At 66.3% G+C, this 25,095-nt stretch carries 26 protein-coding genes; 14 read left to right on the top strand and 12 right to left on the bottom strand.

The window, feature by feature from the left end; genetic code table 11:
- Positions 1–53: 53 nt before the first annotated feature.
- From J2808_RS09935 to J2808_RS09905, 7 genes are all read right to left on the bottom strand, one after another.
- Entirely contained in the window at positions 54–2,123 is a 2,070-nt protein-coding gene (locus J2808_RS09935) for an acyltransferase family protein (protein ID WP_309815357.1), read from the bottom strand.
- A 318-nt stretch (positions 2,124–2,441) separates the two neighbouring features.
- A complete protein-coding gene (locus J2808_RS09930; RefSeq protein WP_309815354.1) occupies positions 2,442–3,884 on the bottom strand; it encodes an MFS transporter in 1,443 nt (480 codons plus the stop codon).
- A gap of 180 nt (positions 3,885–4,064) precedes the next feature.
- Positions 4,065–5,441: a DUF3100 domain-containing protein gene (locus tag J2808_RS09925; protein WP_309815352.1), complete on the bottom strand. Its 1,377-nt coding sequence runs from the start codon at positions 5,439–5,441 to the stop codon at positions 4,065–4,067.
- Positions 5,438–6,676 (bottom strand): amidohydrolase, encoded by a 1,239-nt coding sequence (locus tag J2808_RS09920; protein WP_309815349.1) that lies wholly within the window; start codon positions 6,674–6,676, stop codon positions 5,438–5,440. Before J2808_RS09920 ends, J2808_RS09925 begins: the two co-directional genes overlap by 4 nt.
- 52 nt (positions 6,677–6,728) lie before the next feature.
- The gene (locus J2808_RS09915) at positions 6,729–8,276 is read right to left on the bottom strand and encodes an aldehyde dehydrogenase family protein (RefSeq protein WP_309815346.1); all 1,548 of its coding nucleotides are present in this window, start codon (positions 8,274–8,276) and stop codon (positions 6,729–6,731) included.
- Between the two features lie 51 nt (positions 8,277–8,327).
- Positions 8,328–9,242 carry an NAD(P)-dependent oxidoreductase gene (locus tag J2808_RS09910; RefSeq protein WP_309815342.1) on the bottom strand — a complete coding sequence of 305 codons (915 nt, stop codon included), beginning with the start codon at positions 9,240–9,242 and terminating at the stop codon, positions 8,328–8,330.
- A 52-nt stretch (positions 9,243–9,294) separates the two neighbouring features.
- Positions 9,295–10,194 carry a MurR/RpiR family transcriptional regulator gene (locus J2808_RS09905; RefSeq protein WP_309815340.1) on the bottom strand — a complete coding sequence of 300 codons (900 nt, stop codon included), beginning with the start codon at positions 10,192–10,194 and terminating at the stop codon, positions 9,295–9,297.
- A 145-nt stretch (positions 10,195–10,339) separates the two neighbouring features.
- Here J2808_RS09905 and J2808_RS09900 point away from each other — a divergent pair, with 145 nt between their 5' ends.
- The 5 genes from J2808_RS09900 (at position 10,340) to J2808_RS09880 (ending at position 13,161) form a co-directional block, all read left to right on the top strand.
- Positions 10,340–11,038 (top strand): GOLPH3/VPS74 family protein, encoded by a 699-nt coding sequence (locus J2808_RS09900; RefSeq protein WP_309815337.1) that lies wholly within the window; start codon positions 10,340–10,342, stop codon positions 11,036–11,038.
- 28 nt (positions 11,039–11,066) lie between these two features.
- On the top strand, positions 11,067–12,251 hold the full coding sequence (locus J2808_RS09895) for an FAD-dependent monooxygenase (protein ID WP_309815334.1): 1,185 nt from the start codon (positions 11,067–11,069) through the stop codon (positions 12,249–12,251).
- A gap of 72 nt (positions 12,252–12,323) precedes the next feature.
- Complete coding sequence (locus J2808_RS09890; protein ID WP_309815330.1) at positions 12,324–12,542, top strand: hypothetical protein; 219 nt, start codon at positions 12,324–12,326, stop codon at positions 12,540–12,542.
- 19 nt (positions 12,543–12,561) lie between these two features.
- Entirely contained in the window at positions 12,562–12,702 is a 141-nt protein-coding gene (locus tag J2808_RS09885; RefSeq protein WP_309815590.1) for a hypothetical protein, read from the top strand.
- 114 nt (positions 12,703–12,816) lie between these two features.
- Complete coding sequence (locus tag J2808_RS09880) at positions 12,817–13,161, top strand: DUF3846 domain-containing protein (RefSeq protein WP_309815328.1); 345 nt, start codon at positions 12,817–12,819, stop codon at positions 13,159–13,161.
- Here the strand turns inward: J2808_RS09880 and J2808_RS09875 are convergent, their stop codons facing one another.
- Positions 13,162–14,187 (bottom strand): DMT family transporter, encoded by a 1,026-nt coding sequence (locus tag J2808_RS09875; RefSeq protein ID WP_309815324.1) that lies wholly within the window; start codon positions 14,185–14,187, stop codon positions 13,162–13,164.
- An 11-nt stretch (positions 14,188–14,198) separates the two neighbouring features.
- A complete protein-coding gene (locus tag J2808_RS09870) occupies positions 14,199–14,804 on the bottom strand; it encodes a TetR/AcrR family transcriptional regulator (protein ID WP_309815321.1) in 606 nt (201 codons plus the stop codon).
- A 149-nt stretch (positions 14,805–14,953) separates the two neighbouring features.
- On the opposite strand from J2808_RS09870, the gene J2808_RS09865 reads away from it, so the two are divergent.
- Complete coding sequence (locus J2808_RS09865) at positions 14,954–15,088, top strand: hypothetical protein (RefSeq protein WP_309815319.1); 135 nt, start codon at positions 14,954–14,956, stop codon at positions 15,086–15,088.
- 22 nt (positions 15,089–15,110) lie between these two features.
- On the top strand, positions 15,111–15,431 hold the full coding sequence (locus J2808_RS09860) for a hypothetical protein (protein ID WP_309815317.1): 321 nt from the start codon (positions 15,111–15,113) through the stop codon (positions 15,429–15,431).
- 52 nt (positions 15,432–15,483) lie between these two features.
- Here J2808_RS09860 and J2808_RS09855 read toward each other — a convergent pair whose 3' ends face one another.
- Genes J2808_RS09855 through J2808_RS09845 form a run of 3 tightly spaced genes read right to left on the bottom strand, consistent with a single transcriptional unit; the run spans position 15,484 to position 17,353 of the window.
- Positions 15,484–16,092 carry a DUF3618 domain-containing protein gene (locus tag J2808_RS09855; RefSeq protein ID WP_309812914.1) on the bottom strand — a complete coding sequence of 203 codons (609 nt, stop codon included), beginning with the start codon at positions 16,090–16,092 and terminating at the stop codon, positions 15,484–15,486.
- Positions 16,089–16,520 (bottom strand): phage holin family protein, encoded by a 432-nt coding sequence (locus tag J2808_RS09850; protein WP_309815314.1) that lies wholly within the window; start codon positions 16,518–16,520, stop codon positions 16,089–16,091. Before J2808_RS09850 ends, J2808_RS09855 begins: the two co-directional genes overlap by 4 nt.
- Entirely contained in the window at positions 16,517–17,353 is an 837-nt protein-coding gene (locus tag J2808_RS09845) for a hypothetical protein (RefSeq protein ID WP_309815310.1), read from the bottom strand. Before J2808_RS09845 ends, J2808_RS09850 begins: the two co-directional genes overlap by 4 nt.
- 259 nt (positions 17,354–17,612) lie before the next feature.
- Here J2808_RS09845 and J2808_RS09840 point away from each other — a divergent pair, with 259 nt between their 5' ends.
- The 7 genes from J2808_RS09840 to J2808_RS09810 all read left to right on the top strand — a co-directional run bounded on the left by J2808_RS09840 (position 17,613) and on the right by J2808_RS09810 (position 25,076).
- Entirely contained in the window at positions 17,613–18,077 is a 465-nt protein-coding gene (locus J2808_RS09840) for a MarR family winged helix-turn-helix transcriptional regulator (RefSeq protein WP_309815308.1), read from the top strand.
- A gap of 19 nt (positions 18,078–18,096) precedes the next feature.
- Positions 18,097–19,122, top strand: coding sequence for a manganese catalase family protein (locus J2808_RS09835; protein ID WP_309815306.1), 1,026 nt, complete (start codon positions 18,097–18,099; stop codon positions 19,120–19,122).
- A gap of 249 nt (positions 19,123–19,371) precedes the next feature.
- Positions 19,372–20,820, top strand: a complete 1,449-nt coding sequence (locus tag J2808_RS09830; protein ID WP_309815303.1) for a GntP family permease — start codon at positions 19,372–19,374, stop codon at positions 20,818–20,820.
- A 53-nt stretch (positions 20,821–20,873) separates the two neighbouring features.
- Positions 20,874–22,124: a CaiB/BaiF CoA transferase family protein gene (locus J2808_RS09825; protein WP_309815301.1), complete on the top strand. Its 1,251-nt coding sequence runs from the start codon at positions 20,874–20,876 to the stop codon at positions 22,122–22,124.
- The gene (locus J2808_RS09820) at positions 22,121–23,116 is read left to right on the top strand and encodes a beta/alpha barrel domain-containing protein (protein ID WP_309815298.1); all 996 of its coding nucleotides are present in this window, start codon (positions 22,121–22,123) and stop codon (positions 23,114–23,116) included. Before J2808_RS09825 ends, J2808_RS09820 begins: the two co-directional genes overlap by 4 nt.
- 2 nt (positions 23,117–23,118) lie before the next feature.
- The gene (locus J2808_RS09815; RefSeq protein ID WP_309815295.1) at positions 23,119–24,108 is read left to right on the top strand and encodes a 2-hydroxyacid dehydrogenase; all 990 of its coding nucleotides are present in this window, start codon (positions 23,119–23,121) and stop codon (positions 24,106–24,108) included.
- On the top strand, positions 24,105–25,076 hold the full coding sequence (locus J2808_RS09810; RefSeq protein ID WP_309815290.1) for a glycerate kinase family protein: 972 nt from the start codon (positions 24,105–24,107) through the stop codon (positions 25,074–25,076). The genes J2808_RS09815 and J2808_RS09810 overlap by 4 nt, the downstream gene beginning before the upstream one ends.
- Positions 25,077–25,095 lie beyond the last annotated feature (19 nt).

Here is a 25,095-nt window from a genome sequence, read left to right as displayed (position 1 = left end):
GGACGACGGCGGGAGGTCCCGCCGTCGTGCCCCTCACCTGGGAGCGGGTGCTGCTACCGGCCGGACCACCCGGTGGCTGCAAGCAACCTGTCCTCCAGGACGTCGGCCATTGTTTCCGCGTAGGTCGCGCTCAAATGGTTACTGTCCAGGTACACGTACATGTTGCCCACCTGGGCGGGGCAGGTATCCGCAGTGCAGAGGCTGTCCGACAGGTCCAGCAGGGTCAGTCCTTTGATCTTCCCAACCAGCGGGCTGAACGCCGGAACCTTCGGCAGCACGCTGTCCCTGGGAGGGTTGCACGCCGGGTCATCGGCGCCCTTGGTGATGACGCACTCGGGCATGTTCAGCCGGAAGCGGGGATTGTCGCGGATGCCCACAACCTCGATGCCCGCCGCCGTGAAGTCCCGCGCCAGCTGTTCGAACCCCGGGCTCAGCTGCTCCCGCGGCGAGGCGACCGCAGCGGCGGTTGCCACTGTAAAGATGGCGTCGGGTTTGTGGGCCGCCACGTACTTTTCAACTTCAGCATTGAACGTTTCGCAGCCGGGTTCGAGTCCCGAGCCGGGAGGGGCATAGACGCAGCCTCCCCTGAGGATTGAGTACAGCAGCCAGTTGTTCTTGGCCGCAACAGGCTTCAGCGCTGCCATCCATTGCTCAGAGTGGGAACTGCCGAGGATCAGGATCTTTTTGTCCGGCTTCGCCGGCCCGTCTGTTTGCCCGCAGGCCTTCTCGAGGGGGCCGGCTCCGGGTGACTGTTCTCCGCGGCAGCGCTTGCCCAGGATTGCATAGTCTTTCGGCAGCCTGTCGGCGGTGGGAAGGATCCCGGCGTCGGCGTCGGCCTTGTCCACATAGCCGGGAAGCAGCGCCTTGGACCCTGGATTGTTCCGTTGGGCCTCACTCATGAGTGTGCGGTTTTCCTCATCCAGGACGTACGCCCATCCGCTGAGGGGGACCATTGCCACTGCGGCGGCGGCGGCAATGGCGATGACCGAGCGCCGGCGCCGGACCTCGGGCCACTTCCAGGCACGCCACGGTTTTTCAATGAGGCGGGTGGTGAGGACGGCAAGCGCCAGGGAGGCCGCAACCACGGCGCTGCCGGACAGCCAGCCTGCATGGTCCTTGCCCGACCAGATCAGGTAGATCACCAGCACCGGCCAGTGCCACAGGTACAAGGCGAACGAGTTGTCACCCAGCCTCACCAGGAACCGTGAACTCAGAATGCGGTCTACTCCGAAACGGCTTCCGGTCTGGCCGGCCACGATGACGGCAGACGCCGCAAGGGCGGGCCATAGGGCGATGTAGCCCGGAAACGCAGTCTGGACCTGAAGGATCAGGCCACAGCTGAGCATGCCCGCAATACCGGCCCACCCCAGGAACAGCCGGACGCGCCGGGAGAGGTCCAGCCCAGGTAAAACCAGGGCCACGAGGGAGCCGAGCGCGAACTCCCACAGCCGGGCTCCGCTATCAAAGTAGGCCTCGGACTGGTGGGTACTGGTGTAGTAGATCGAATAGATCAACGATCCCGCAAACAGCGCCCCGAAAACGTAGACCAGCAGTACCCGGTAGTGGAGGCGAAATTTCCTGGCGGTAACTGCTGCACAAACAAAGATCAACGGCCACAGGATGAAGACCTGGCCCTGGATGGACAGCGACCAGAAGTGCTGGAACGGGCTGGCCAGGCTGTGGTCTCCTGCGTAGTAGTCCACTGACTGGGCCTTCAGCAGCCAGTTCTGGAAGTACAGCAGGGACGCCCACCCCTGTTCGATGATGCCGAGCCACCGGGTCTTGGGGACGAAGAGGAACGTGGCGAGCAACGTAGCGGCAATAACGAGCACCGAGGCCGGAAGAAGCCGCCGGAAGAGGCGAAGCCAATGCCGGAGAAGGTCCGAGGGCTGTTTTCTGTCGAACTTGTTAGTGAACTGCAGCGTCATCAGGAACGCAGAAATCAGCAGGAAGACATCCACTCCGCCGGAAACCCGGCCCAGCCACACGTGGTAGGCCACCACCATGAGCACAGCCAAGGATCGAAGTCCCTGGATTTCCGGGCGGAACGACTGGCTCCGGTGCCGCGGACGGGTCCCGTGCTGGACGTGCCGGGTTGATTCAGGAACTGTTGTAATGCTCACGTCTTACCTCTCGGGGCCGCTGGCGCTCACGCTGAGGGCAGCGTTTCACTGATTCGAAATCCTGACATGTCAGCGCCCGAAATCGGTGCATATCTCGGAGTGTGGTCCCGTGAAACTGGGTGAGCTGCCGGCGGGAACTCGTCCGGCAGCAACCCCGGGACCTGGCGGCGGCTCAAGCTACAGCGCTCATTAATCACTGGATCAGGTACACCAGATCCCTGCAGGCCACGTTCGGGCCGCCGCGCTCCAGTCTACGGGAAGGTACCGGAGGCTCTGCGGCAGCCGCGGTGCAGGGCGTCCACCTGGAACCGCGCCTGTTTACTCATCCACAGGACGCGACGAAGACTCCGCCGTCTCCCGCCCTTCAGCAGCCGCCTGCGCATACGACGCTGAGACCCTGCGGTAGACCGGGGTCAGGAAGGCCAGCAGCGCGGCCGCAATCATGAGGGTCCCGGCCACCAGGAACACCAGGGCGATGCCGCGGGAAACGCCTTCGCCCAGCAGCGGGGCCAGCTGCGCGGCGCCCTCAGTGGAGCGGGCGTAAGGGATGATCCAGACCTGGGCGATGGGCGCAATGAGGAACGCGGTAATCGGCGCTGCCGCGGACTCGAACGCCATGGCGAAGCCGAACACCCGGCCCTGCCGCGGCAGGGGCACCACCCGCTGGATGACCGTCTGTTCGGCGGCCTCCACGAAGGGGATCAGGACCATGTAAAGCCAGATGCCGACGATGTACAGCCATGCCCACTCCCGCACCGTGAACACCGCACCGAGGACGCCCATCACTATCACCGCGATGAGCATGGTGCGCAGCGGGTTGGACCCGAGCCCGAATTTGCCGATCACCGCGCCACCGAGGATGAACCCGGTGGCACCGACTGCGAACACGGTTCCCCACAGTTCCACGGGGAACATCTCCAGGCCGTAGGGGTCCATCAGCGCCATGTAGACACCGCCGATGAAGTTGTTGAACGTGGAGAACAGGATCAGCGCGAACAGTCCGGAAATGGCCAGGACGGCGGCAATGGAGCCGCGCAGGTCGAACGCGCCGTGGGCGTCCGTGGCGGCCACCCGCACTTCCTCGGGCATGCGCAGCGTGAGCAGGTGCGCGAAGGCCAGCGCCGTGAGCACCAGGGAAACCACAATGGTCCAGCCCATGCCCAGCAGCCCCACCGACAGCCCGGAGAGCACGGAAGTGACGATAAACGCCAGCCCCTGCACCATGCCCACCAACCCGTTGGCGTTGGCCCGCCGGTCAGGCTCGATGAGGATGGTGACAACGGTGGAGAGGGCCACGTTGCGCATGTTCTCCACCACCGCACCGATCAGGATGATCACGGCGAAGATCCAGAACCACGGCTGGGTCAGGTCCAGCATGGAGGCCGCGGGTGTCAGCAGGAACATCACCCCGGCCAGCACAAACATCACCAAAGTGAATCCGGCAGCGAAGCGCATCACGGACAGCTTCCGGTAGCGGTCTACGAACGTGCCGAAGCTGATGCTGGACAGGGCGATCAACAGCATGTACGCGCCGCCGATCACTCCGGTGGCGATCACGTTGCGAGTCTCCAGGTACACCCAGAACGTCAGGGCAAACCACAGGTAGCTGGTGGTGATGTTGGCCAGGGCAGTGTTCACCAGGACCCCGGCGAACGTGCTGGACCGCTGTGCCGGACTGCGCAACGTGGTGTCGATGGCGTCGGGGGCGGCCAGGCCTGAAGACTCGGCGACTCCGGCCTGGGCCGGTTCGTGCTCGGTCATGGGTCCCAGTCTAGTAAAGACCCACTGGCGCGGGTACCCAACAGAACGTACGACGGCGGGAGGTCCCGCCGTCGTACGTCACCTTCCCCGCCGCAACAGCGAGAGGGGCGGTCCAACGCGGGGTCACTTTTCGCCCGATAATCGCCGATTATTGGGCAGGAAGTGACCCCGCGTTGCCTGTTAGTGCCAGAGGCCCAGGGCGAACTCCGCGATCACCGTGGAGAGCAGGAAGGACGCGGTGATGGCCAGCAGGCCCACCGGGATGATCTTCCAGCCGATGTTTTTCAGCAGCGGGATGTCCTTGCCCAGGGACAGGCCCGCGAGCGTCAGCATCACGGTGGCGATGGACAGGAAGTCGACGGTCTTGATGGCGGCCGTCAGGGGTTCCGCGGCGAAGAACCACGGGCTGGAGATGTAGGCGCCGATGGTGGTGATGAAAACAATCGCGGAGATCTTCTTCGTGAGCTTCGCCAGGGCAATGCTGAGCAGGACAAGGGCCAGCATGATGCCGTACCCGGCCACGATCGAGAGGCTGAAACCCTTCGCCGCCACCGAGGCCGTGCCGATGCCGAGGACTGTCAGGACTGACAGCGACAGCCACAGCGGAAGCCTCATGGCCGCGGACGATTCGGCAACGCGCTCGCGGAACAGGCGGTTCTCCTCCGCCTGTGCTGCCTCGCGGTCGATGTCGGCGGCGCTGCGTGGTTGACCGGCGCCCGCTGCCACGACCGCATTTTCGCGGGCTGTTTGCTTGCGCGTGAGTGCCTTGTAGAAACGGTCGGCCAGCGGCAGTGCGATGTAGATGCCCACGTAGACGCCCAGGACGGTGGTGATCAGGTTGGACACGGCCGCCATGCCCAGGATGGCTTCCTGGTCGGCCGGGTACGCGGCCACGATGCTGGCTGCGGAAGCCGCCATCATGGAGCCGGACCCTACGCCGGCGCCCATGGCCAGTGCCAGCGGGTCAAAGATCTTCCAGTTCGCCACGAGCGAGGTCAGGAGCGTGATGAACACGGCGCCGAAAAGCGTTCCGAAGACGTACATGGCCAGCACGCCGCGGTACTGGTCCGAATCGGGACCGTACTTCTCGGAGACCATGGCGAACGACGGTTCCCGGTCGAGCGAGAACGTGGCACCCACGGTTGCCTTGCCCATGCGGAGCAAAACGGCCAGGGGCAGTGCCAGCACGATGGTTCCGAGCAGGTGGCCGACTTCCTGGAGGAGCAACGCCGGCCCTGCCTTCAGGAGAGTGGGAAGGCTGGGCCCGATGTTGAAGGCCAGCCGCGCCACCAGGAGCAGTACGGCCACGCCCACCAGGGCAGCCGCAACGCGCTGGAGGTCAAGGCCGAGGGGCTTGAACTTCTGCACGGAGACCAGGAGGCCAAGAATGAGGCCCCACACCATGGGGAAGATGATGATCGCGCCAATGCCGACGTCGATCTTGGCCTGGCCGATGAACTGGACCGCTACGGCGATCACCAGCGCCAGGGCGGCAATGGGGATGGTCAGCTTGGTGCCGGCCTTGTCTGTCCGCGCTGTTCTAGTGCTGCTGCTCATGATGTGCCTTCCTGGGTGACAGTACGACGGCGGTATGCCGCTTTGATGAAGCGTTCCCGTTCGGTAGTGGTTGAGGCTGCCGCGGCGACGGTCCAGGCCAGCGCGGTGGCGGCCTCGAACATCACTCCGTACGCCTCCGGGGTATTGGCCAGCGCGGCGAACGCGTGGGAATGGATGGGCACGTTGGCGCCTGGAATGCTGAGCCAGGGATGCAGGGACGGGATGACCTGGGAGATGTTGCCCATGTCTGTTGAACCGCCGCTGAGGCCGGACGAGCGGGAGGTGTCCTTGCCGAAGGTGTCCTTGCCGAAGGTGTCCATGGCGCCGGTCCAGTGCGCCGCGAGGGCGTCGTCCTGGAGCAGGGGCTCGTAGAGCGGTTCGGTGGCCTCGATGGCGAGCGTGGTTCCAGTGGCCAGGGCGGCCCCTTCGAAGCAGCGGCGGACGCGCTCGAGCAGGACCTCGTATTCCGGGAGGGTGAAGGCCCGGCATTCAAACTGGACCACCGCCTTGTCCGGGATGATGTTGGTGACGTGCCCTGCCTCGGCCACGAAGCAGGCGATGCGGTGGTCGCCGGGAATCTGCTGGCGCAGCAACCCAATGGCCACCTGGCTCAGCACAGCGGCGTCAGCGGCGTTGATGGCCTGGTGCGGGGCCGCCGCGGCATGTGCTGCCTTCCCGGTGAACGTTGCCTTGTACCGGCCCACGGCCTGGGCGCTGGTGCCCGCCGGGTTGTAGGTCAGGCCGTCCTGGACGGGATGGACCATCAACGCCAGCCCCACGCCGTCGAACGCCCCCTGTTCCAGCATGAGCACCTTGCCACCGCCGTGCTCCTCCGCAGGCGTTCCGATGGCCTTCAGCGTGATGCCCAGTTCGTCCACGTACGGCGCCAGGGCAAGCGCGGCAGCCACGGAGGCGCCCGCAATCAGGTTGTGCCCGCACGCATGCCCGATGTCCGGAAGCGCGTCGTACTCCACGCAGAGCGCCACCGTCAGGCCGCCGCTGCCGGCGCTCGCGGTGAACGCCGTAGGCAGGCCGCCGGTGCCGCGTTCCACGTCGAAGCCGCCTTCGGCCAGCAGCTTCGCGATCGATTCAGCCGAGCGCACCTCCTCGAAGGACACCTCCTTATGGGCGTGGATTTCCTGCGCCAACGCCTGGACCCGGGGCTTCCAGCGTTCGACGGCGTCGGCCAGGGCAGTGCGGAGCGTCGCCGTGGGTGTGGTGTCTGTCAGTTCCATAAATACCTGCCTGCTCTGGTGGGATGCGTCAGTAGGAAGTTCGAGGGGCGCTTTAGTAGGACAGCGACGGGAAGGGGGAGCCTGCGGCGCGGGTGGGGACCCAAATGGCTTTGGTCTGGGTGTACTCGTCCAGGACGCCAGGGCCGGAGGAGCGGCCGTGGCCGGAATCGCCGAAGCCGCCGAACGGGACCGCCACGTGGATGGTCTTGTAGGAGTTGATCCAGAACGTGCCGGCCTTCACCTCGCGGGCAATGTGGTGGGCGCGGGAAACATCCGAGGTCCACACGGCACCGGCCAGGCCGAAGTTCGTGTGGTTGGCCCGTGCAATGGCTTCCGCCTCGGTGTCGAACGCGTCCGCGCCCACCACGGGGCCGAAGACTTCCGTGGTTTCGAGGCGGTTCGCGGGAGTGACGCCGTCCAGCAGCGTAGGCATGACCCAGTGGCCGCCGGCCAGGGCGGACCCGGCCAGGGCATCCGGAAGCGTGGCTCCCGTGACCCGGCGGCCGCCGTCGTTGATTCCCGCCTCGATGAGCGTGTTGACCGTGGCGAACTGCTGGGCGGTGATGATGGGGCCCACCTCGGTGTCCGCGCTCAGGGGATCGCCGACGCGCAGCTTCGAGGCCTTCGCGGCCACCAGCTCCACGAACTGGGCGTGGACGGTCCGCTCCACAAGAAGGCGCGATCCGGCAACACAGGACTGCCCGGCGCCGGAGAAGATCGCCGAGATGGCGCCGTCCGCGGCACGGTCCAGGTCGGCGTCGGCAAACACGATGTTGGCGCTCTTGCCACCGAGTTCCAGCAGTGCCGGGATGCCGGCCTGCGCGGCGGCGACTGCCACCCGGCGCCCGGTGGGAACAGAGCCGATGAAGCTGACTTTGCCTACCCGGCGATCGGTGGTGAGGGCGGCGCCCACGGTCTGGCCGAGCCCTGCGGCGACGTTGAACACGCCTGCGGGCAGTCCTGCTTCGTGGGCCAACTGGGCGAGCCGGACCGAGGAGGCAGGGGTGAATTCGCTGGGCTTGATGATCACGGCGTTGCCGGCAGCCAGCGGGGCGGCGGAGTTCCAGCCGGCCGTGAACAGGGGAGCGTTCCAGGGCGTGATGGCCACGACGACGCCCCACGGGACGCGCTCGGTGTAGGTGTGCCAGTTGCCGGGGACGGGGATGGTCTGGCCGGTCAGCTTGTCCGCCCAGCCGGCGTAGTAGCCGAACATTTCCGCCACCTTGGCGGCTTCAACGCGGGCATCGCGGATGGGCTTTCCAGTGGTGGCTGACTCGAGGATGGCCAGTTCCTCGGCGTGTTGTCCCACCACCAGGCTGACATTGCGGAGAATGGCAGCCCGCTCGAAGCCGTTCAGGGCGCCCCAGGCGGCCGCACCCGCCGTCGAGCTTTCCAGGATGGCGTTGGCACCCTCGGCGCCGGGGTCGGCGTAGGTGGCGAAGGGTTCACCGGTGGCTGCCGCGGTGAGCGTGATGCTCTCGCCGCTGCCGGTGACTACTTTGCCGTCAACGAATGCGCCGAGACCGGAAGGGAAGGCTGCGTCCAGGACGGCCCGCGCGGTGGCCGCCGAGGAGGAGGTGGGTGCTGTGGTGATGCTCAATGTGATGGTCCTTTGGGGCTGGTTGCTGGGGGTTGGTTGCTTAGCGACGGGTCATGAGGCTGGTGTGCTGCGGCCGGGTGCGCCCGCTGGCGTGATGGCCGGGGCCACGGTCCTGGCGATTTCGGTGAAGTCGGCACGGGGTCCGAGGACGGCGAGGGCGTCCTGCCACTGGCCCGCCACGGCGGCAAGCAGGGCCGGGTTTTCGCCGATCTGGGCGGCGACGTCCACGGCGAGGGCGGCATCGCGGGCCATCAGGCCCAGCGAAAAGCCGGAATCGTGGGTGCCGCTGAGGACCCAGTTGGGGTACATGTTCGCGGAGACTTTGCTGCCCCCGGAGGCCTCGCTGATGCTGGCCGCCGCCTTGGCAGGATCGATGCCGTAGGCCTTGGCCACGCCCAGGGCCTCGCCCACGGAAACCAGGTTGGCCGCGGCCAGGACGTTGTTGAGGAGCTTGACCACGTTGCCGCTGCCAGGGCCGCCGATGTGGCTGTACTTTCCGCCGGTGAGGGCGAGCAGGACGGGCTCCGCTGCGGTCAGTGCTGCGTCCGTTGCACCCACGAAGGCGCTCAGCGATCCGGTGGCGGCGCCGTCGCGTCCGCCGGAGACCGGAGCGTCCACGAATGCCGCCCCTTGGGCATCGGCGAGGGAGGCCATGTGCTTGCTGGTGGCCGGTTCGGAGGTGGTGGTGTCGACGATCGCCACGGTTCCCGGCGCGGCCAGGAGCTGCGGCACGGTGGTTTCCACGATGCTGGCTGCGGGGAGGGAGAGAACCACGTAGGGGGTTCCGGCCACGTCCTCGAGGTTTGCGGTGGTGGCGATGCCGGCCTCTGCCGCGGCGGCCCGGGCGCCGTCGAACGGGTCAAAGCCCGTGACGTCCCAGCCGGTGCGGTGGAGAGTGGCGGCCATCGCTCCGCCCATGGCCCCGAGGCCGATGACGGCGACGCGGCGGTTGGTGTGGTCGGTCATGAAAGTGCTCCTGGAATCTGTGGCGTGGGGAAGGTATGACGGAGGGGCGGGGTCAGTCGAGGTAGATGTCCAGGTCTTTCCACAACTGCTGGGTGCGGCGGATGGCGGTGCGGCTGCGTTCGGGGTGCGCCGCCTCCATTCCCGCGAGCAGGCCGTAGACCAGGGAGTTTGCGGCGGTGACGGACTGGAAGAAGGAGATGCCTTCCGAGGCCACCACCAGGAGGTGGTCGGCCGCAGCGGCAAGGCGTCCGCGGCGCATGTCGCTGATGGCAATGACCGTGGCGCCGGCCTGCTTGGCGGCTTCGGCGGTGACGATGATCTGCTGGATGGAGCGCCACATGTTGATGACTACCAGGACATCGCCTTCGCCCAGGGTGTTGGTGCTGGAGGCGAGGTGGACACCGCCGCGGTTCTCAAGGCTGATGGGGTAGCCCATGGTGGACCCGAGGTGCGCCATCACGCTGGCGGGGCCGGCGAAGGAGCCAAGCCCGACGACGGTGATTGACTTGGCGGCGGCCATCGCCGCGATGGCGGCCTCGGCGTCGTCCGCTGTATTGGAGTCCAGGGTCAGGCGCAGGTTGTCGATGTCGTGGTTAAGTGCGTCGTGCAGGGGGCTGCGGTGTTCGCCGTGCTCCGTCAGGGTGTCCTCGGTGGAGATCATCACGAGGTACCGGGAGCGCAGTTCCCGCTGCAGGTCGGGCCAGCCACGGTAGCCGAGGTGCTGGGCCGCGCGGACCACGGTGGAGTTGTTGACGTCGGCGCGCTGGGCGATCTCGGCAATGTCCGCGTACGACGAGAGCTGCGGATTGCGGGCGATGACCTCCACTACGCGGCTCTGGGCCTTGGTCAGGGGGACGTCCGGAATCGCGTCCCCGAGCCAGGCCTGGGAGCTGGCCGTGGCGCCTTCGGCTCCGGCCTCGAAGGCTTCAACGTCGACGGCGGTGGTTTTCAAGGACGGACCCTATCTGTAACGCAGATCACTCTGCAAAGCTGTTTGCATTAAACATACTCTGCAATTCAGCTTGCGACTAGGGGTTTGCGTTCCGGGCTTGTAAATCCTCATTGTGGTGAGCGCCCGGCTGCGTCACCATGATCATATGGATGCCAACTATCAGAAGAGCGGGGAGCTGAGCCTGCCCCAGGCTTTCCTCCTCCTGGCAACAAATGACACGGACGGCGGGCCCGAGGTGCCGCCGCCCGTACTCAGGGCTGGCGTGGCCGGAGCGATCCTGGCCGAGCTGGATCTGCTCGGTGCCATCGAACTGGACGGGAAGCATGTGGTGGCCACCGGCGCCACTCCGCAAACGGATTTCCAGCACCAGTTTGAAATCATCCGGGACCGGCCCGGGCTGCATACGCCCAAAAAGTGCGTTTCCATGCTGGAGAGCCGCGCCGAAGTGCACCGTATCTATGAGGGCATGGCGTCGCTGGGCATCGTGGAACATGTGGGCGAAAAGCATCTTGGCATCTTCAGGACCACCCGGTACCCGGAGAAGGACCACGCCCCGGAAGAGGCGATCCTGCAGCGGATCGAGGCCGCACTCGGCCGTGCCCCGTCAGGCGCCAGAACATCAGGCGCCAGAACGTCCGACGCGGGGGCGCCCGGTACCGCGCCCTCCGATGCCCGGACCACTGCGCTGATCGGCCTCCTGTACGCGACCGAGCTCCTCGGCAAGGTGGTGCCGGGCGCGGATCAAGGCCGGGCAAGGGAGCTCGCGAATGCCCAATGGCCTTCCCATGGGGTGGCGGACGAGCTCCGCATGATCAGGCTGGCGGAGGCGGAAGCGGCGACGTAGGCGGTTGGGGGATCTGGTTGGTCGGGGCATGAAGGCCTTGGTGGTCGGGGCCGGCATTGCCGGCCTCGTCACCGCCCGCCAGCTGGGGTTGGCCGGCTGGGATGTTGAGGTCCTGGAGAAGTCTCCCGCTCCGCGGCCCGATGGCTACATGATGGACTTTTTTGGCCCAGGTGTGGCGGCGGCGGAGCGGATCGGCCTCTACCCTCGTCTGGCAGCGGCTGCCTATCGTGTCGAGGCAGCCGAGTATGTCGATGCGGCGGGGCGCACCACGTGCCGCCTCGACTATGACCGGTTTGGCCGGCTTGCCGGCGGGAATGTCCTGAGCCTGTTGCGTCCCGACATGGAGCGCGCCGCGCTGGCCGCGCTCGACGACGTTCCGCCCGGAAAGGTACGCGTCCGCTACGGCGCCACGGTTTCCCTCGTGGTGAATGACGACGACGGCGTCCGGGCCACCGTCGCTGACGCGCCGGACGTGACGCTCGCTGCGGACGTCCTGGTGGGCGCTGATGGCATCCACTCCGGCGTGCGCGCCCAGCTGTTCGGCCCCGAAGAGGAGTACCTGCGTCCGCTGGGCATGCGTGCTGCCGCCTTTATCGTGACCGATCCGCAGCTGAACGCCCGCTTCCGGGACCGGTTCGTCCTGACCGACAGCATCGGCCGGGTGGCCGGCCTCTACAGCCTCCGCTCGGACGAGGTTGCGGCCCTGCTGGTGTATCGGGACGCAGGGACTGCGGGGGAGCTGCGCGCCTGGAGTCCGCAGGAACGGCTGCGGCGCGAATTCCCCGGACTGGGCAGCGCCGTGGACCGGCTGCTCGAGCTGTGCCCGGAGCATCCGTACGACGATGTGGTGGCGCAGATCGTGATGCCCGGCTGGCGTGCGGGGCGGACCGTTCTGGTGGGGGATGCCTGCGGGGCCGTTTCACTCCTCGCGGGGCAGGGCGGTTCACTCGCGATCGCCGGTGCCGCGGTGCTGGGGGAAGTCCTGGGGCCGGTGAGCTCACCGGCGGGGATCGGCCCGGCGCTCGCCGAATTCGAGCGGCGCTGGCGACCCGCGGTGGAGGTGGCGCAGGCCGCAGGGAGGCGTGCCGCGTCGTCGTTCCTCCCCGCCAACCCCACGCAGCGACTACTGCGCCGGTGGGTCATACGGGCCACCCAGTTGCCGGGAATCGGCCGGCTGGTGGCCAGCCGGATCGTGGGAAGGATCGCGAAATAGGCACGTGTGCCGCAGTGACGAAAATAACCCATAAAACGCAGAAAGTTCGACGCAGCACTTATCTAAGCACCGATGCCGAACTTTATGTCGGCTGCGGAGGCGAATCGAATAAATGCATGCTTTGCAAGGCTGATTTATCATCTCAATTTAAGAAATGTGGCTTTAGCTGCGGAATCTGACGGTTTTATCCACCGTGCGCTGCGCATGGTCAAGCAAGTCCCTGCTGGCGAACTGGCGGTGATTTTCAGCGAAACTGGCAATAAAAATATAAGTGTGTATGGTACTGGGTAAGCACAGAGGATAGAAAGGTGTGATTGCGTTGTCAGGAAAATCTCCCAAGAGCGGCAGTGCCAAAAAAGCGGGAAAGTCAATTCTCGAAAAACGCGCCGAAAAAAGGGCTAAGGGCGAGACCAATGAGTTGTTCATAAAGCCGCGCAAAAACCAGCGCTGATATGCCGCAGGCAGCCGAATGCGAGACTCCTAGACCCACTCGGCTGCCTGCACCACTTCCCTGGTGTCCTCGGGCCGCCACAAAGAACGTAGTTTCAGCTACAAGGACAAGACCATGAATACCATCTACAACGCCCTGATCGTTCCTGCCCAGCTCACTCAACCGGTGCGCATCGAAACCGTGGACACGGACATGGCGGCATTGCAGAAGCTGGTTGCCGGAAACATTGAATCCATCACCAGCCGGGACTGGCACGTCTACTTGAACGATGAGGGAAGCCGCCTGCCCCAGAACGTCCGGGCCGAGGTTCTTGCCCGCGAAGCAGGCGTCTACCTCGACGACACCCTCAATGGGACGGCGGTGTTCCTGGGACACGGCAGCCACGGGCACGAATCAGACGCCCCCATTCGCCTGATCCGGCTTGCCGAGCAACTTTTCGACGCACCGCTGGCGGCGTAACTAGTCCGGCGGAGCCGCAGGAGCCGCGACAGCGGCGGCCTGGCGCCGGGAGGAGGAGGCGCCGTCGTGCGTCCCTTCGCCAGCTGCGGCAGGCGTGGCGCGGTTACGCGACGGCCGCAGTGTCAGGATGAACAGGCTGCCAGCGATCATCGCGGCGCCAAGCCAGCCGAGCGCAGGCAGCCGTTCGCCCACCACCAGCACAGCCAAGACCGCCGCCACCACTGTCTCCGAGAGAGAAAGGGTAGTGGCCGTGCTGGCGCGGACGCGGGCCAGGCCCCAGCCAAACAGAACGTAGCCGGCGAACATGGGGACGAGCGCCATGTAGGCGCCCACCGCCACGTTTTGCCAGGAGGCGACGAGCGGAGCTCCGGTGAAGGCCAGCACGGGCATGAGCAGCAGTCCGCCGATGCCGAAGACCGTGCCCATCACCGCCCGTGAGGGCACGCCTGTGTTAATAAGCCGGTGGGCGGCCCAGGAGTAGAGGGCGTAGGTCAGCCCGGCCAGCAGCCCCAGCACTACGCCCGCCGGAGTGGACCACTCCGTGCCCGCCGCTGTTGCGTCGGCGAGGCCCGCATCGGCAAGGCACAGGAGAACGGCACCGGCAACGCCGAGGACAGCGCCGGCAATCCAGCGGCCCGTGAACGGCCTCTTGTCCACAACCTTTTCGATGACGGCGGAAGCCAGGGGTGCCGAGCCGATGGAGACGACCGTTCCCACGGCCACCCCGGCCAGGTGCATGGACGAGTAAAAGGCCAGGGGATATGCGGCGACGGCCAGCGCGCCGAGTGCCACGGTGTGCCACTGTCTCCGGAGGTTCAGGCGGAAGGCCAGGATGGGCCGGGCCGCAATGGCCGCCTGCAGCAGGCCGCCGAAACCCATGGCCACCGCGCCGATCGCCAGCGGGCTCACGTCCGGGGCGAAAGTGGCCGCCGTTCCCGTGGTGCCCCAGAGGACCGAAGCGGCGAGCACAAACAGCGCACCCCAGGTGGTCCCGTGGAAGCGGCCCGTCTCAACTGACGTCCTCACTGCCGTCCTCTTCACAGGGCGCCGATCAGGCTGGCCGCGATCCGGCGGGCTTCCAGGACGCAGTGGTCGTCGCCTTCAAGGCCGGCGCGGACCATTGAGCCTTCGAGAAGGAACGCCAGATGCATGGCCAGGGGAGCGGCTTTCACTGCCGGGTCCGGCAGGAGCTCAGTCAGGTGCTCAGCCAGGAGCGCTTCCACTTCCTCCTTGTGGTGCCGGACCACCGCACGTCCGGGGTCGCCGGCTGGAAGCTCGGCCGCCGCGTTCAGCAGGCCGCAGCCACGGAAGCCGTGCTCGTAGGCCAGATCGGCGTGGTCCGCGTAGGCATCAAAGACAGCCAGCACGCGGTCTTGCGGAGTGGCCGCCTTGTCCAGCCGCACCCTGTACAGGCCGAGCCATTCTTCATGCCGGGCGTACAGATAGGCCGTGACCAGATCGGCCTTCGATGCGAAGTTGTTGTACAGGCTCTTCTTGGCCACGCCGGCCTCGGCCGTGATGGTGTCGATGCCCGTCCCGGTCAGGCCGTAGGCGTAGAAGCGTCTGGCCGCGGCCTCGAGTAGTGCCTCCCGGGCGGGCCGGCGGGAGGCGCGGGGTGCCGCTGCTGTCTGGTTCGCCGTCATGGCCGGTCCTCACTCGATAGGTTCAGTAGGTAGACCAGTCTACCTACTGATCGGGCAAAGCGCGACGGCGGCACAGTCCTTCACTGCGCTCGCCAAAGCTTCGGGGCAGCCGCGAGGTTCCGCCCGCCGAGGTGCGCAGGAGCCTCGGCTTGAACGCTTCTGAGAAGGTCCTCACCTTTACCCGCGTCATCACGGTGAAAGAGGAGAAACTCTTCAGCGCGCGCCTCTACCTGTGCAGCCCGCCGTCGTTCCTTGCGGTTGTAACTGCACCTTCCCGCCGTTGACGTAGGGTGGGACGATTTCTGTATGAGCGCAGACATTCCCGACAGCATCCACGATCATGGTCCGCACCAGCACGCCCACGCCGCTCCGACAACACAGCAGATCCGCACGGTGGGGCAGCGCCGACGCGACGCGGAGGAAAAGTTGGAGCACCACCTCCAGGAAGCCCGCCACAAAGACGACCTGCACCACGATGCGGATGCTGAACCCCCAGAGGCTGCTCCTGTAGATAGCCGGGACGTTGCTGCCATCCAAGATGATGAGGGGCTGACGGCCGCTGACCGCGTGGACCTGATCGCAAACCAAGTGGTCCCCGAAGGCGAAGGATCCCAGGAAAAGAACTGACGCAGGGCCGCCCTTCCCGGAGGAAGGACGGCCCGCGCGCGTTCAGTCTGTCTTAGGTGTTTTGGACGGTGTCCTTGGCGTCGGTGGCGCGGTCTTTGACGTCGGCTGCTGCTGTTTGGCCTTCGGCTTTGACGTGCTCGGCGGCGTCGGTGGCGGTGGCTTTGACGTTTTCCATGGCCTCCCGTGCCGGTTCCTTCAGGCCTTCGGCCATGTCCTTGGCGGCTTCGGTCAGTTCGGTGGTCAGGGGTTCGGCGGCGGATTTGAGGGCGTCCGCCGCTTCGCGTTCCTTCTCGCTGGCAGGGATCAGGGAGGACAGGAGCAGGCCGGCCCCGAACGCGATCAGGCCTGCGGCCATCGGGTTGCCCTGGGTTTTGGCCTTGACCTGGTGCGGGGCGTCCCCGATCGCGGCGCCTGCGTCATGCAGGGCGTTGCCGGCGCTGTCGGTGCGGGCGTGGACGCCGTCGTGGAGGCGGGTGGTGGCGTCGTCGGCTGTTCCCATGACTTTCTCCTTCACTCCGAACACGGCGTCCCGGACTTTATCGGTCTGGCGGTGGACGATGTTGGACGGGCTGACTTTGTCCGCCACGGCGTCCACGTTGGTGCCCAGGCGGGCGCGGGTTGCTTCGATATCTGAACGGATATCGTCCGGGTTCTCGCTCATCGTTTTACCTCACCGGGTTTTAGGGTTGGGGGGATTTCTGAGAGTGTTTCGGTGGTCTGGGGCATGCCCTTGACCGTTTTGAGTTCCTTCCGGCCCATGGAGGCCAGGACGGCGGCGATGATGCCCCAGATCACGGCGACGACGACGGCGGACCAGCCCAGTCCCATCAGCTCGCCCAGCGCGTACCAAAGGGCGATCGAGAGGAAGAGCAGGACGAAGTGCCCGGCGACGCCGGCCCCGGCGAGCATGCCGCCGCCCTTGCCCGCTTTGCCGGCCGACTCTTTAAGTTCGGCCTTGGCGAGCTCCACTTCCTGGCGCATCAGCGTGGACAGGTCGCGTGTTACCTCACCGAGCAGATCACCCAACGAGGTGTTGTCCGCCTTGACATGTGCCTCCGTGGGAGGCGGCTCCGAGAATTGGCTGCTCACAGGTGGCGTCCTTCCGCGTCCCGGCCGGCGGTGTTGCGGAACGGATCATCATCCTCCCGCAGGGGAACGTCGCCCGGGGCTCCCGTCGGCAGGGTATGAGCGGACACGGGCCTGCCTGTGGCAATGACCGGTTCCTCGAAGAGACCGCGGTCATCCCCGGCCGCAAATACTGTCTCCTGGCGGATGGGCCCACCCTGCTGCGCCGGGGCCGTCCTCGGAGCGGGAGGGTATGCCCGGCCGGACGGGCCCTGCGCCTCCGGAGCGCCAGCGGCCAAACCCTTGGTGAGCCGTCCTGCGAGGACGCCCGCGCCGGCGGCCAGGAGCAGGAAGGTGCCGGGGCGCTGCCTGGCGAAGCTCTTGACCTCGTTCAGGAGCGAGCCGGGATCGCGGCCGTCCAGCCACGATGCCACAGACTGTGATCGGTCTGCAGCCTGGCGCACCAGGTCCGAAGCGAGTCCGGGCTGGTCTGACGCCCGGGCCATGGCATGCAGCTCTTCCGAAACTGACCGCAGGCCGCTGGCGACCTTCTGCTGCTGCGTACCCGCCTGGCTGGTGAGATCCGATTTGGCCTGATGCAGGAGGTCCCGGGCGTTGGTTTTAACCTCCGAAGCTACGTTGGCGGCCTCCACTTTGGCAATTTCTGCCACGTCCTTGGCGGCACCGGCAGCCTGGCCGGCCACTTCCGCTGATTCTGTCTTGGCCGCCTCGGTCTTTGATGCGGAGACGCCCTGTGGTCCGGAAGGCGTGGCTGTGGCCGGCGTGGCCGGGACCGGGTTGCCGTACTGGTCGAGGGAGGTTGAAGGGAGTGCCTCTGGCCATTGGTTTTCAGTCATGATCGCTCTCTTTCGTGAAGGATTTCGCCTAGGGCTGCCAGCGCTGCTGGCTTCGCGATAGTAAGCAAGGTTACTAATTAGATACTAAGCACACTTGCTAGTTGATTCGCAAGGGCCGCTTCTGCAGGCAGCCCCCCACGTAACGCCGGAACGGGAGGGTGCGCGTGCACCAGCCGGGGCGGAAGATCGGCGCTCTTGCCAAACAGATACTAAGCATGCTTATGGTAAGGCCGTACTCCGGAGGGAAGGACCGAATGAGATGACCACCGACTCTAGGCGTGAGTTCCTGGAGGGCTACTGGCTCCTGTCCCAGGCCGCCCGGCTGGTCCAGCGCCGCCATGATCAGGTGCTGGCACCACTCGGGCTGACCCGAGCAGCGGCCATAGCTATGGAGGGTCTCGCTCCCGGACCCCTCAACCAGGAACAGTTGGCCAGGGCCATCCACGTGAAAAGCCAGACCATTGGTCGGGTTCTGGAGCGGCTCCATGGTGCGGGTTTCGTCACCAGGACACGCCAGCCGCAGGACCGGCGCCAACTCATGGTCGGGCTCACCGACGCTGGCCGTACCGTCTTGCAGGCGGCCCGCGATGCACAGGCCAATGCCTTTCCTGCGGACTCCCAGGGGTGGCGGCAACTCCGCGAGGAGCTTGCCAGGCTCGTGAACTGCCTGCAGAACTCCGCATTCCCTGAAACCCACTCCAGTCCAGCTGAGCCCCGTCAATAGATCAACAAGTGAGGAAACTATGTACCTGCATACACAGCTTTTGATCAACGAAATCGCCGCCGACGAGCCCGATCCCGCTGCTGCCAACGCGCTGCAGGAGGGTCTTGGCGGGCAGTTCGGCGAGATGCGCACCATGATGCAGTACCTGTTCCAGAGCATGAACTTCCGTGGCGATGCTGCCGCCAAGCCCTACAAAGACCTGCTCCAGGGTGTTGGCACCGAGGAGATCAGTCATGTCGAGCTCATCGGAACCACCATCTCCCAACTCCTGGACGGCTCCCCGCGGTACCAGGGCAAGAAGACCGACCCTGTGGACGAGCCGGGCGCCAAGGGCGCCACGCCTTTGAAGATCGCGCTGGACACCAGCAACATCCACCACTATCTGGTGGGCGCCCAGGGCGCCTTGCCGGTGGACGCTGCCGGGAACCCCTGGAGCGGATCCTACGTCTACAACAGCGGCAACCTGGTCTTGGATCTGCTGTACAACCTCATGCTGGAATCCACAGGTCGGCTGCAGAAATGCCGGATCTACGAGATGACGGAAAACAAGACGGCGCGGTCTACCATCGCCTACCTCATCGTGCGGGACCAGGCCCACGAGAATGCCTTCGCCAAGGCACTCGAAAGCCTGGGGGTGAACTGGGGCAAAGTGCTGCCCATTCCCAAGACCAACGCCGAGCAGTTCCCCGAGGTCAAGAAGCTGCTGGACACGGGCCTGCAGAGCATCCAGTACACGTTCAGCGCGGACAACCTCAGCGAGGCCGGAAAGCTGTACCGCGGAGCGTCGCCCTCCAATGACGGCACCGAACTCAGCACTGACGTCATACCCGAAGGCTTCCCCATGACCATCTCCCCGGAGCGCCGTGAGGAATTCTCCCCGGGACTCGACCCTGACCTGCTGGCCCTCATCCAGGCCACCGCGGAGGTGGAACTCAAGGACGCGAACAATCCTAAAGACACCACCTCTGCCTCCAGAGCCAAGGGCCCTGCAGAGCCGACGAAGAAGGCTGCGAGCAGCGCCGCTAAGGGCGCCACGAAGAAGTAAGCATTCCGCGGCTTGGGGCCGCATTCAACACGAACGGACGATGGCGGACCCCCGCCGTCGTCCGTTTTTCTTTGCCCGAAAAGCGCGGACAGAGGCGGATCCACAAGCCGGACCCCGAGCAAAATAGGCAAAAGTCTTGCATTGTGAGCTCAATCCCATAATATGAGTTTAGCGATGTGGCCCTCCCCACAAGGTGCCCGTCTGTCCCCAAGCCTTCAACGCGGAAGGCCCAACGATCGGATTCCCCCAATGTCAGACATAGCTGTCCTGATCAACACGGCCGTGGCGGTCCTTGCCGCCGTGGTCCTGATTGTCCGTTTCAGAGTCAACCCCGTCATCGCCCTGGTCATCGGCTCGGTGTACCTCGGCCTCGCAGTCGGCCTGGGCGTCGAAAAGACCGTTGAAACAATCACGTCCGGTTTCGGCGAAATCATGGTGGAGGTTGGCCTCCTCATCGCCTTCGGCGTGCTGATGGGCTCCATCCTCAACCAGAGCGGCGCCATCCGCCGCCTGGTGGAGCACCTCCTGAGCACGTTCGGCCCCAAACGCCTGCCCTACACCATGGGCCTGGCCATCGGCACCGTCCTGCAGTCGATCTTCCTGGATGTTCTGCTGGTCATATCTGCTCCGTTGGCCCGCAAGCTGGCACCGAAGATCGGAAAACTTGGCACCGCCCGGATGGCAACGGCCATGGCCATCGCCCTCGAATGCGGCATCGTCTTCACGGTTCCCGGCGTGGCATCCCTCGCCCTGGCCGGCCTCCTCAACGTGCCCCTGGGCAAAATGCTGCTGTTCGGCCTCCTCCTGGTGATCCCAACCATCATCATTTCCATTGCCATCATGACCTTCCTCTTCCGCCGCGGCTTCTGGAACGAAGCGAAGGACGAGGACCACACCTTCGTCGAGGAGGAGGACCGTGAGGGCGAAGAAGAGTACGACGGCGGCACGCGCCAGGCTGCGGCCGGCCAGTCCGCGCGCGGCGGGGAGGTCGCTGGTGCACCAGGTGCCCAGCCGGGCCGCGGAACCGTCACGGTGGCCGAACGCGAACGGAAGCAGGCACCGCTGATCCTGCTCTTCGCCCCGCTCCTGACCTCGCTGCTGCTCATCGGCGCCGGCGCCATCCTGCAGATCCTGAACATCGACATGCCCTGGCTCCAGCTCCTCGGCGAACCCGTCATTGCCCTGCTCATCGGCCTGATCGGCACGTGCCTGGTCACCCGCGCCGCCATTGGCCAGGAAAAAGTCGAACAGGCCATCACCGTGGGCTTCAAGGAAAGCGGACAGATCCTCATCCTCACCGGCGTGGGCGGATCCCTCGCCGCAACCGTCGCCGCAGCCGGGCTCGGCGACATCCTGGGCGGATTCTTCTCCGCCAGCACCGTCGCCCCGCTCCTGGTGGTCTGGGCCATCGCCGCTGTGCTGCACATCGCCGTCGGCTCCGTCACCCTGTCCGCCATCACCGCCGCCGGTTTGCTGGCACCGATTGCCCCGGCCATCGGGCTGGACCCCGTCCTCCTCGCCCTAGCCGCAGGCGCCGGATCGCTCTTTATGGTCCACGTCACCAGCAACACGTTCTGGCTCCTGCAGTCACTCCTGGGGCAGAGTGTTCGGGGTGCGCTGAAGTCGGTGACCGTTGGGGTATCGGTGGCCTCCGTCGTCGCGATTCTCCTGATCCTGCCCATGAGCCTGCTGTTCTGACCGGAACAGCCACCCCGTCCGTCCTGGCCACACGCCAACGAAAGAAGATTGACATGACAGAGACACCTATCGCGCCCCTGGAAGGGATCCGCGTCCTGGAGCTCGGCAACTACATCGCCGCGCCCACCGCAGGCAGGCTGCTCGCCGATTTCGGCGCCGAAGTGATCAAGGTGGAACGGCCCGGCACCGGCGACGAGCTGCGCAACTGGCGCCTGCACAAGGGCGATACGTCCATGCTGTACCGCACCATCAACCGCAACAAGAAGTCGGTGGTGCTGGACCTCAGGACCGAAGCCGGCAAGAAGGCCGTGCTGGCGCTCGTTGCAGAGTCGGACATCCTGCTGGAAAACTTCCGGCCCGGCACCCTGGAAAAGTGGGGCCTCGGCCCCGAAGTCCTGAACGAAGCCAACCCGGACCTCATCATCACCCGCATCTCGGCCTTCGGGCAGACCGGCCCGCTGTCCGAGCGGCCCGGCTTCGCCGCCGTCGCCGAGGCCTACGGCGGGTTCCGGAACCTCGTTGGCGACCCGGACCGCCCCCCGGTCCGCGTGGGCGTCTCCATCGGAGACTCCATCGCCGGCCTCTACGCCGCCTTCGGCTCCATGATGAGCCTGTACCAGCGGGAAGCACGACGCCGGGACGCGGCTGGCGCTGTGCCGCTCACCGAGCGGATCATTGACGTCGCCCTGCACGAGGCGATGTTCTCCATGATGGAATCCCTCATCCCGGACTACCAGGCATACGGCGTGGACCGGCAGCGCGTGGGCGGCCGGATGGAAGGGATCGCCCCATCCAACGCGTACATCTGCAAGGACGGCGCAAGCATCGTGGTGGCTGGCAACGGCGACTCGATCTACCAGCGGTACATGGACACCATCGGACGCCCGGACCTCGCCGCAGATCCGTCATTGCAAAGCAACGCCGGCCGGTGGTCGCGGCGTGAAGAACTGGACCAGGCAATCGGCGCCTGGACTGGGGAGCTTGACGCCGCCGACGCCCTCGCAGCCCTGGATGCCGCCGGTGTTCCGGCCGGTCCCATCTACACCGCGGCGGACATCAGCACGGACAGCCAGTACGCGGCCCGCAACATGATCCAGAAGTTCGATGTGTCCACCGGTGATGAGATCCTGCCCGGTGTGGGCTTCCCCGGGATCGTCCCCGTGATCGGGGACCAGTCGCTCCCGATTAGGAACCTCGGACCGGACCTGGGCGAAAACACCGAAGAAATCCTTGGCGGGCTCCTGCACATGGACCCCGCCCAGATCAGTGCGGCCTCAGGCCGCGAGGAGGCCCTCCAGCCATGAACCCCAACCCAACCAGCCTCGCCACCACGCTGGGCAACGCCATCCTCCGGGACGTGACTCTGCGCGACGGTCTCCAGCTCACCGGAAAACTGCTCTCCACCGAGCGGAAAGTCGAAACGGTCCGTGAACTGATTCGGCTGGGGGTGCCCGCCATCGAGCTCGGCTCCATGGCCCGCGCCGACCTCGTCCCCACCATGGCCAACACCCTCGAAGTGGTCCAGGCCCTCACCCCCGAGGAACTGGAAAGGTGCTGGATCTGGGTAGCCACCCCCAGCCACGTCGCCAAAGCCTCGGCAGCCGGCGCACGGAACTTCCAGTACTGCCTCTCAGCCTCGGACTCGCACAACAAGGCCAACATCGGCCGCACCACCGAGGAAAGCCTCGCCGCCCTGCCCGAAGCCATCAAGTACGCCCAGACTGTCGACGGCCAGATCCAGCTCTGCATCGCCACATCCTTCACCTGCCCCTTCGAAGGCACCGTGCCCGAGGAGCGGATCCTCTCCATCGCCAACGATCCACGGGCCGATGGCACCACGGACATCGTCCTCTGCGACACCCTGGGGCAAGCCATCCCCGCCCAGGTGGCCGGGCTGATCTCCCGTGTCCGGGAAGAATCCCCGGCGCGGCGGATCGTCTACCACGGCCACGACACCTGGGGCCTCGGCGTGGCCAACACGCTCGCCGCCATCCAGGCGGGCGCCGCCATGGTGGACGGCGCCCTCGGTGGCCTGGGCGGCTGCCCGTTCGCCCCGGGCGCCAGCGGCAACACCTCCAGCGAAGACATCCTCTTCGCCACCCGGCCGGAGTGGCTCACCACGGACACCTTCGCGGACCTCGTGGTCCTGTCCGAGAAGCTGCTGGCGGAACTTGGCGAACCCAACCGCTCCAAAGCTGCCCAGGGCGCCCGGTCCAAGGCGCCCGCCTTCGACTGGGTCATTCCTGCGGAGAGCTCCAGCTCGGCACCGGCACCCGTCTCAACCGGGGGGAACTGAGCATGGGGAACCATTTTCTGGTCACCACCGCGATTCCGGAGCCCGGACTCCAGTTGTTGTCCGACGCCGGCCGGGTCACCGTGCTGCCCGAACCGCCCGACTATGGCACGTTGGCGGGGCTGTGCGCCTCAGGTGATTTCGACGTCGTCCTCACCCAGCTGCGCGACGTCGTCGATGCGCCGCTGCTGGCGGGCGCCCGGGTGAAGGGCGTGTCCAACTACGCCGTGGGCTACAACAACATCGACGTCGACGCCGCCACCAGGCACGGCATCCTGATCGGCAACACCCCCGGCGTGCTGACAGACGCGACGGCGGACATCGCCATGCTACTCATCCTTGGCACCGCCCGGCGCGTCGTGGAGGCGGACCGGCTGGTCCGCGACGGAAAGTTCCTCGGCTGGGAACCGGAGCTCCTGCTGGGCCGGGACGTCTCCGGCGCGGTGCTGGGCCTGGCTGGCTTCGGCCGGATCGCCCGGGCAACCGCCCGGCGCGCCCTGGGTTTTGGCATGGACGTGATCTTCTCGCCGCGGCCCCCGGGCGACCGGCCCGTCAGCGACGAGGAACTCGGCGAGTTCGCCGGCAAGGTCCGGCAGGTCCCGTGGACCGAGCTGGTGGAATCGAGCGATTTCCTGTCCCTGCACGTGCCATTGAATGAGCAGACCCGCCACCTTGTGGACGCCAGGGTGCTGGCACGGATGAAGCCGGACGCCATCCTGATCAACACGGCCCGCGGTCCGGTGGTGGACGAAGCCGCCCTCGTGGGGGCCCTCCGCACCGGGGTCATTGCCGGTGCCGGGCTGGATGTGTTCGAGGACGAACCACGGCTGGCGGCCGGCCTGGCCGAGCTGCCCAACACGGTGCTGCTGCCGCACGTCGGCAGCGCCACGGTCCGCGTCCGCAGCGAGATGGCACGGCTCAGCGCGCTCAACGCCATCGCCATCGCCGAGGGACTCACCCCGCCCCACGCCGTCAACCAGCCCATCCCCGCATGACCATCCTTGTCGCTCCGGACAGCTTCAAGGGCACGTACTCGGCGGCGGAGGTCGCTGCGGCTATCGCGGCGGGAGTCAGCGACGGCGGGCGATCGGCAACGCAACTGCCGGTCGCCGACGGGGGAGAGGGAACGTTCGACGCACTCTGCCGCAGCCTGCGGGCCTCACCGGTGACTGTCGACGTCGTCAATTCCTGGGGCGAGCCACTGCAGGCAACCCTCGGGCTGGCAGCAGACGGAACCGCGGTGGTCGAGGTTGCCCAGGCCAGCGGCCTCTCCGCTGGACGGACCAGCCCGGCCGACGCCCTGCTGGCCAGCACCTACGGCACGGGCCTGTTGATTGCCGCCGCGGTTAACCTTGGTGCGAAGCGCATCCTCGTGGCGGCTGGCGGATCAGCTACGACAGACGGCGGGTCCGGGGCCGTTGAGGCCATCACTGAAAATGGCGGCCTCGGCAGTGCCCGGATCACTGTGCTGTCCGACGTCACCACCAAGTTCCTGGACGCACCACGAGTCTTCGGACCGCAAAAGGGGGCCGATCCGGCCACGATCACCCTGCTGGAGGAGCGCCTCGCCCAGCTCGCCGGTTCTTATCCGCGCAACCCGGCCGGTGTGCCGCGGACGGGTGCGGCGGGCGGCCTGTCTGGCGGGCTGTGGGCGCATTTCGGGGCGGACCTGGTGTCCGGGGCGGACGCAGTCCTGGACGCGGCCGGGTTCGACTCGCTCATAACGAGCGCCGACGCTGTCGTGGTGGGCGAAGGGCGCCTGGACTCGCAGACCGGCGAAGGGAAAATCATCTCCGCAATACTGGAACGGGTGCGGAACTCAGGGCGCCAGATACCGGTGGTTGCCGTGGTCGGCTCTGTCTCGGAAGACTTGGGAAGTTACTCAGAGCACTTCGCGGACATCCTCGTCGCCACCGACGCCGCTGCCATGCGCGCCGCCGGCAGGGCAATCGCCGCGCTGTAGGCAGGGCGGCGCCTGAGTT

This window comes from Pseudarthrobacter sulfonivorans (genome assembly GCF_031454915.1).
Lineage (GTDB): Bacteria > Actinomycetota > Actinomycetes > Actinomycetales > Micrococcaceae > Arthrobacter > Arthrobacter sulfonivorans_C.
Note: the sequence above shows the minus strand (reverse complement) of the source record. Positions and strands in the feature narration are given on the sequence as shown.

Excerpts from the sequence above, each read along its gene's own strand:
- J2808_RS09890 (WP_309815330.1), top strand. The coding sequence starts at position 12,324 with ATGCCGAACTTTATGTCGGCTGCGGAGGCGAATCGAATAAATGCATGC.
- J2808_RS09840 (WP_309815308.1), top strand. The coding sequence starts at position 17,613 with ATGACCACCGACTCTAGGCGTGAGTTCCTGGAGGGCTACTGGCTCCTG.
- J2808_RS09870 (WP_309815321.1), bottom strand. The coding sequence starts at position 14,804 with ATGACGGCGAACCAGACAGCAGCGGCACCCCGCGCCTCCCGCCGGCCC.
- J2808_RS09900 (WP_309815337.1), top strand. The coding sequence starts at position 10,340 with ATGGATGCCAACTATCAGAAGAGCGGGGAGCTGAGCCTGCCCCAGGCT.
- J2808_RS09825 (WP_309815301.1), top strand. The coding sequence starts at position 20,874 with ATGACAGAGACACCTATCGCGCCCCTGGAAGGGATCCGCGTCCTGGAG.
- J2808_RS09930 (WP_309815354.1), bottom strand. The coding sequence starts at position 3,884 with ATGACCGAGCACGAACCGGCCCAGGCCGGAGTCGCCGAGTCTTCAGGC.
- J2808_RS09830 (WP_309815303.1), top strand. The coding sequence starts at position 19,372 with ATGTCAGACATAGCTGTCCTGATCAACACGGCCGTGGCGGTCCTTGCC.
- J2808_RS09815 (WP_309815295.1), top strand. The coding sequence starts at position 23,119 with ATGGGGAACCATTTTCTGGTCACCACCGCGATTCCGGAGCCCGGACTC.
- J2808_RS09910 (WP_309815342.1), bottom strand. The coding sequence starts at position 9,242 with ATGACCGACCACACCAACCGCCGCGTCGCCGTCATCGGCCTCGGGGCC.
- J2808_RS09925 (WP_309815352.1), bottom strand. The coding sequence starts at position 5,441 with ATGAGCAGCAGCACTAGAACAGCGCGGACAGACAAGGCCGGCACCAAG.
- J2808_RS09860 (WP_309815317.1), top strand. The coding sequence starts at position 15,111 with ATGAGCGCAGACATTCCCGACAGCATCCACGATCATGGTCCGCACCAG.
- J2808_RS09880 (WP_309815328.1), top strand. The coding sequence starts at position 12,817 with ATGAATACCATCTACAACGCCCTGATCGTTCCTGCCCAGCTCACTCAA.
- J2808_RS09895 (WP_309815334.1), top strand. The coding sequence starts at position 11,067 with ATGAAGGCCTTGGTGGTCGGGGCCGGCATTGCCGGCCTCGTCACCGCC.
- J2808_RS09810 (WP_309815290.1), top strand. The coding sequence starts at position 24,105 with ATGACCATCCTTGTCGCTCCGGACAGCTTCAAGGGCACGTACTCGGCG.
- J2808_RS09835 (WP_309815306.1), top strand. The coding sequence starts at position 18,097 with ATGTACCTGCATACACAGCTTTTGATCAACGAAATCGCCGCCGACGAG.
- J2808_RS09820 (WP_309815298.1), top strand. The coding sequence starts at position 22,121 with ATGAACCCCAACCCAACCAGCCTCGCCACCACGCTGGGCAACGCCATC.
- J2808_RS09845 (WP_309815310.1), bottom strand. The coding sequence starts at position 17,353 with ATGACTGAAAACCAATGGCCAGAGGCACTCCCTTCAACCTCCCTCGAC.
- J2808_RS09855 (WP_309812914.1), bottom strand. The coding sequence starts at position 16,092 with ATGAGCGAGAACCCGGACGATATCCGTTCAGATATCGAAGCAACCCGC.
- J2808_RS09920 (WP_309815349.1), bottom strand. The coding sequence starts at position 6,676 with ATGGAACTGACAGACACCACACCCACGGCGACGCTCCGCACTGCCCTG.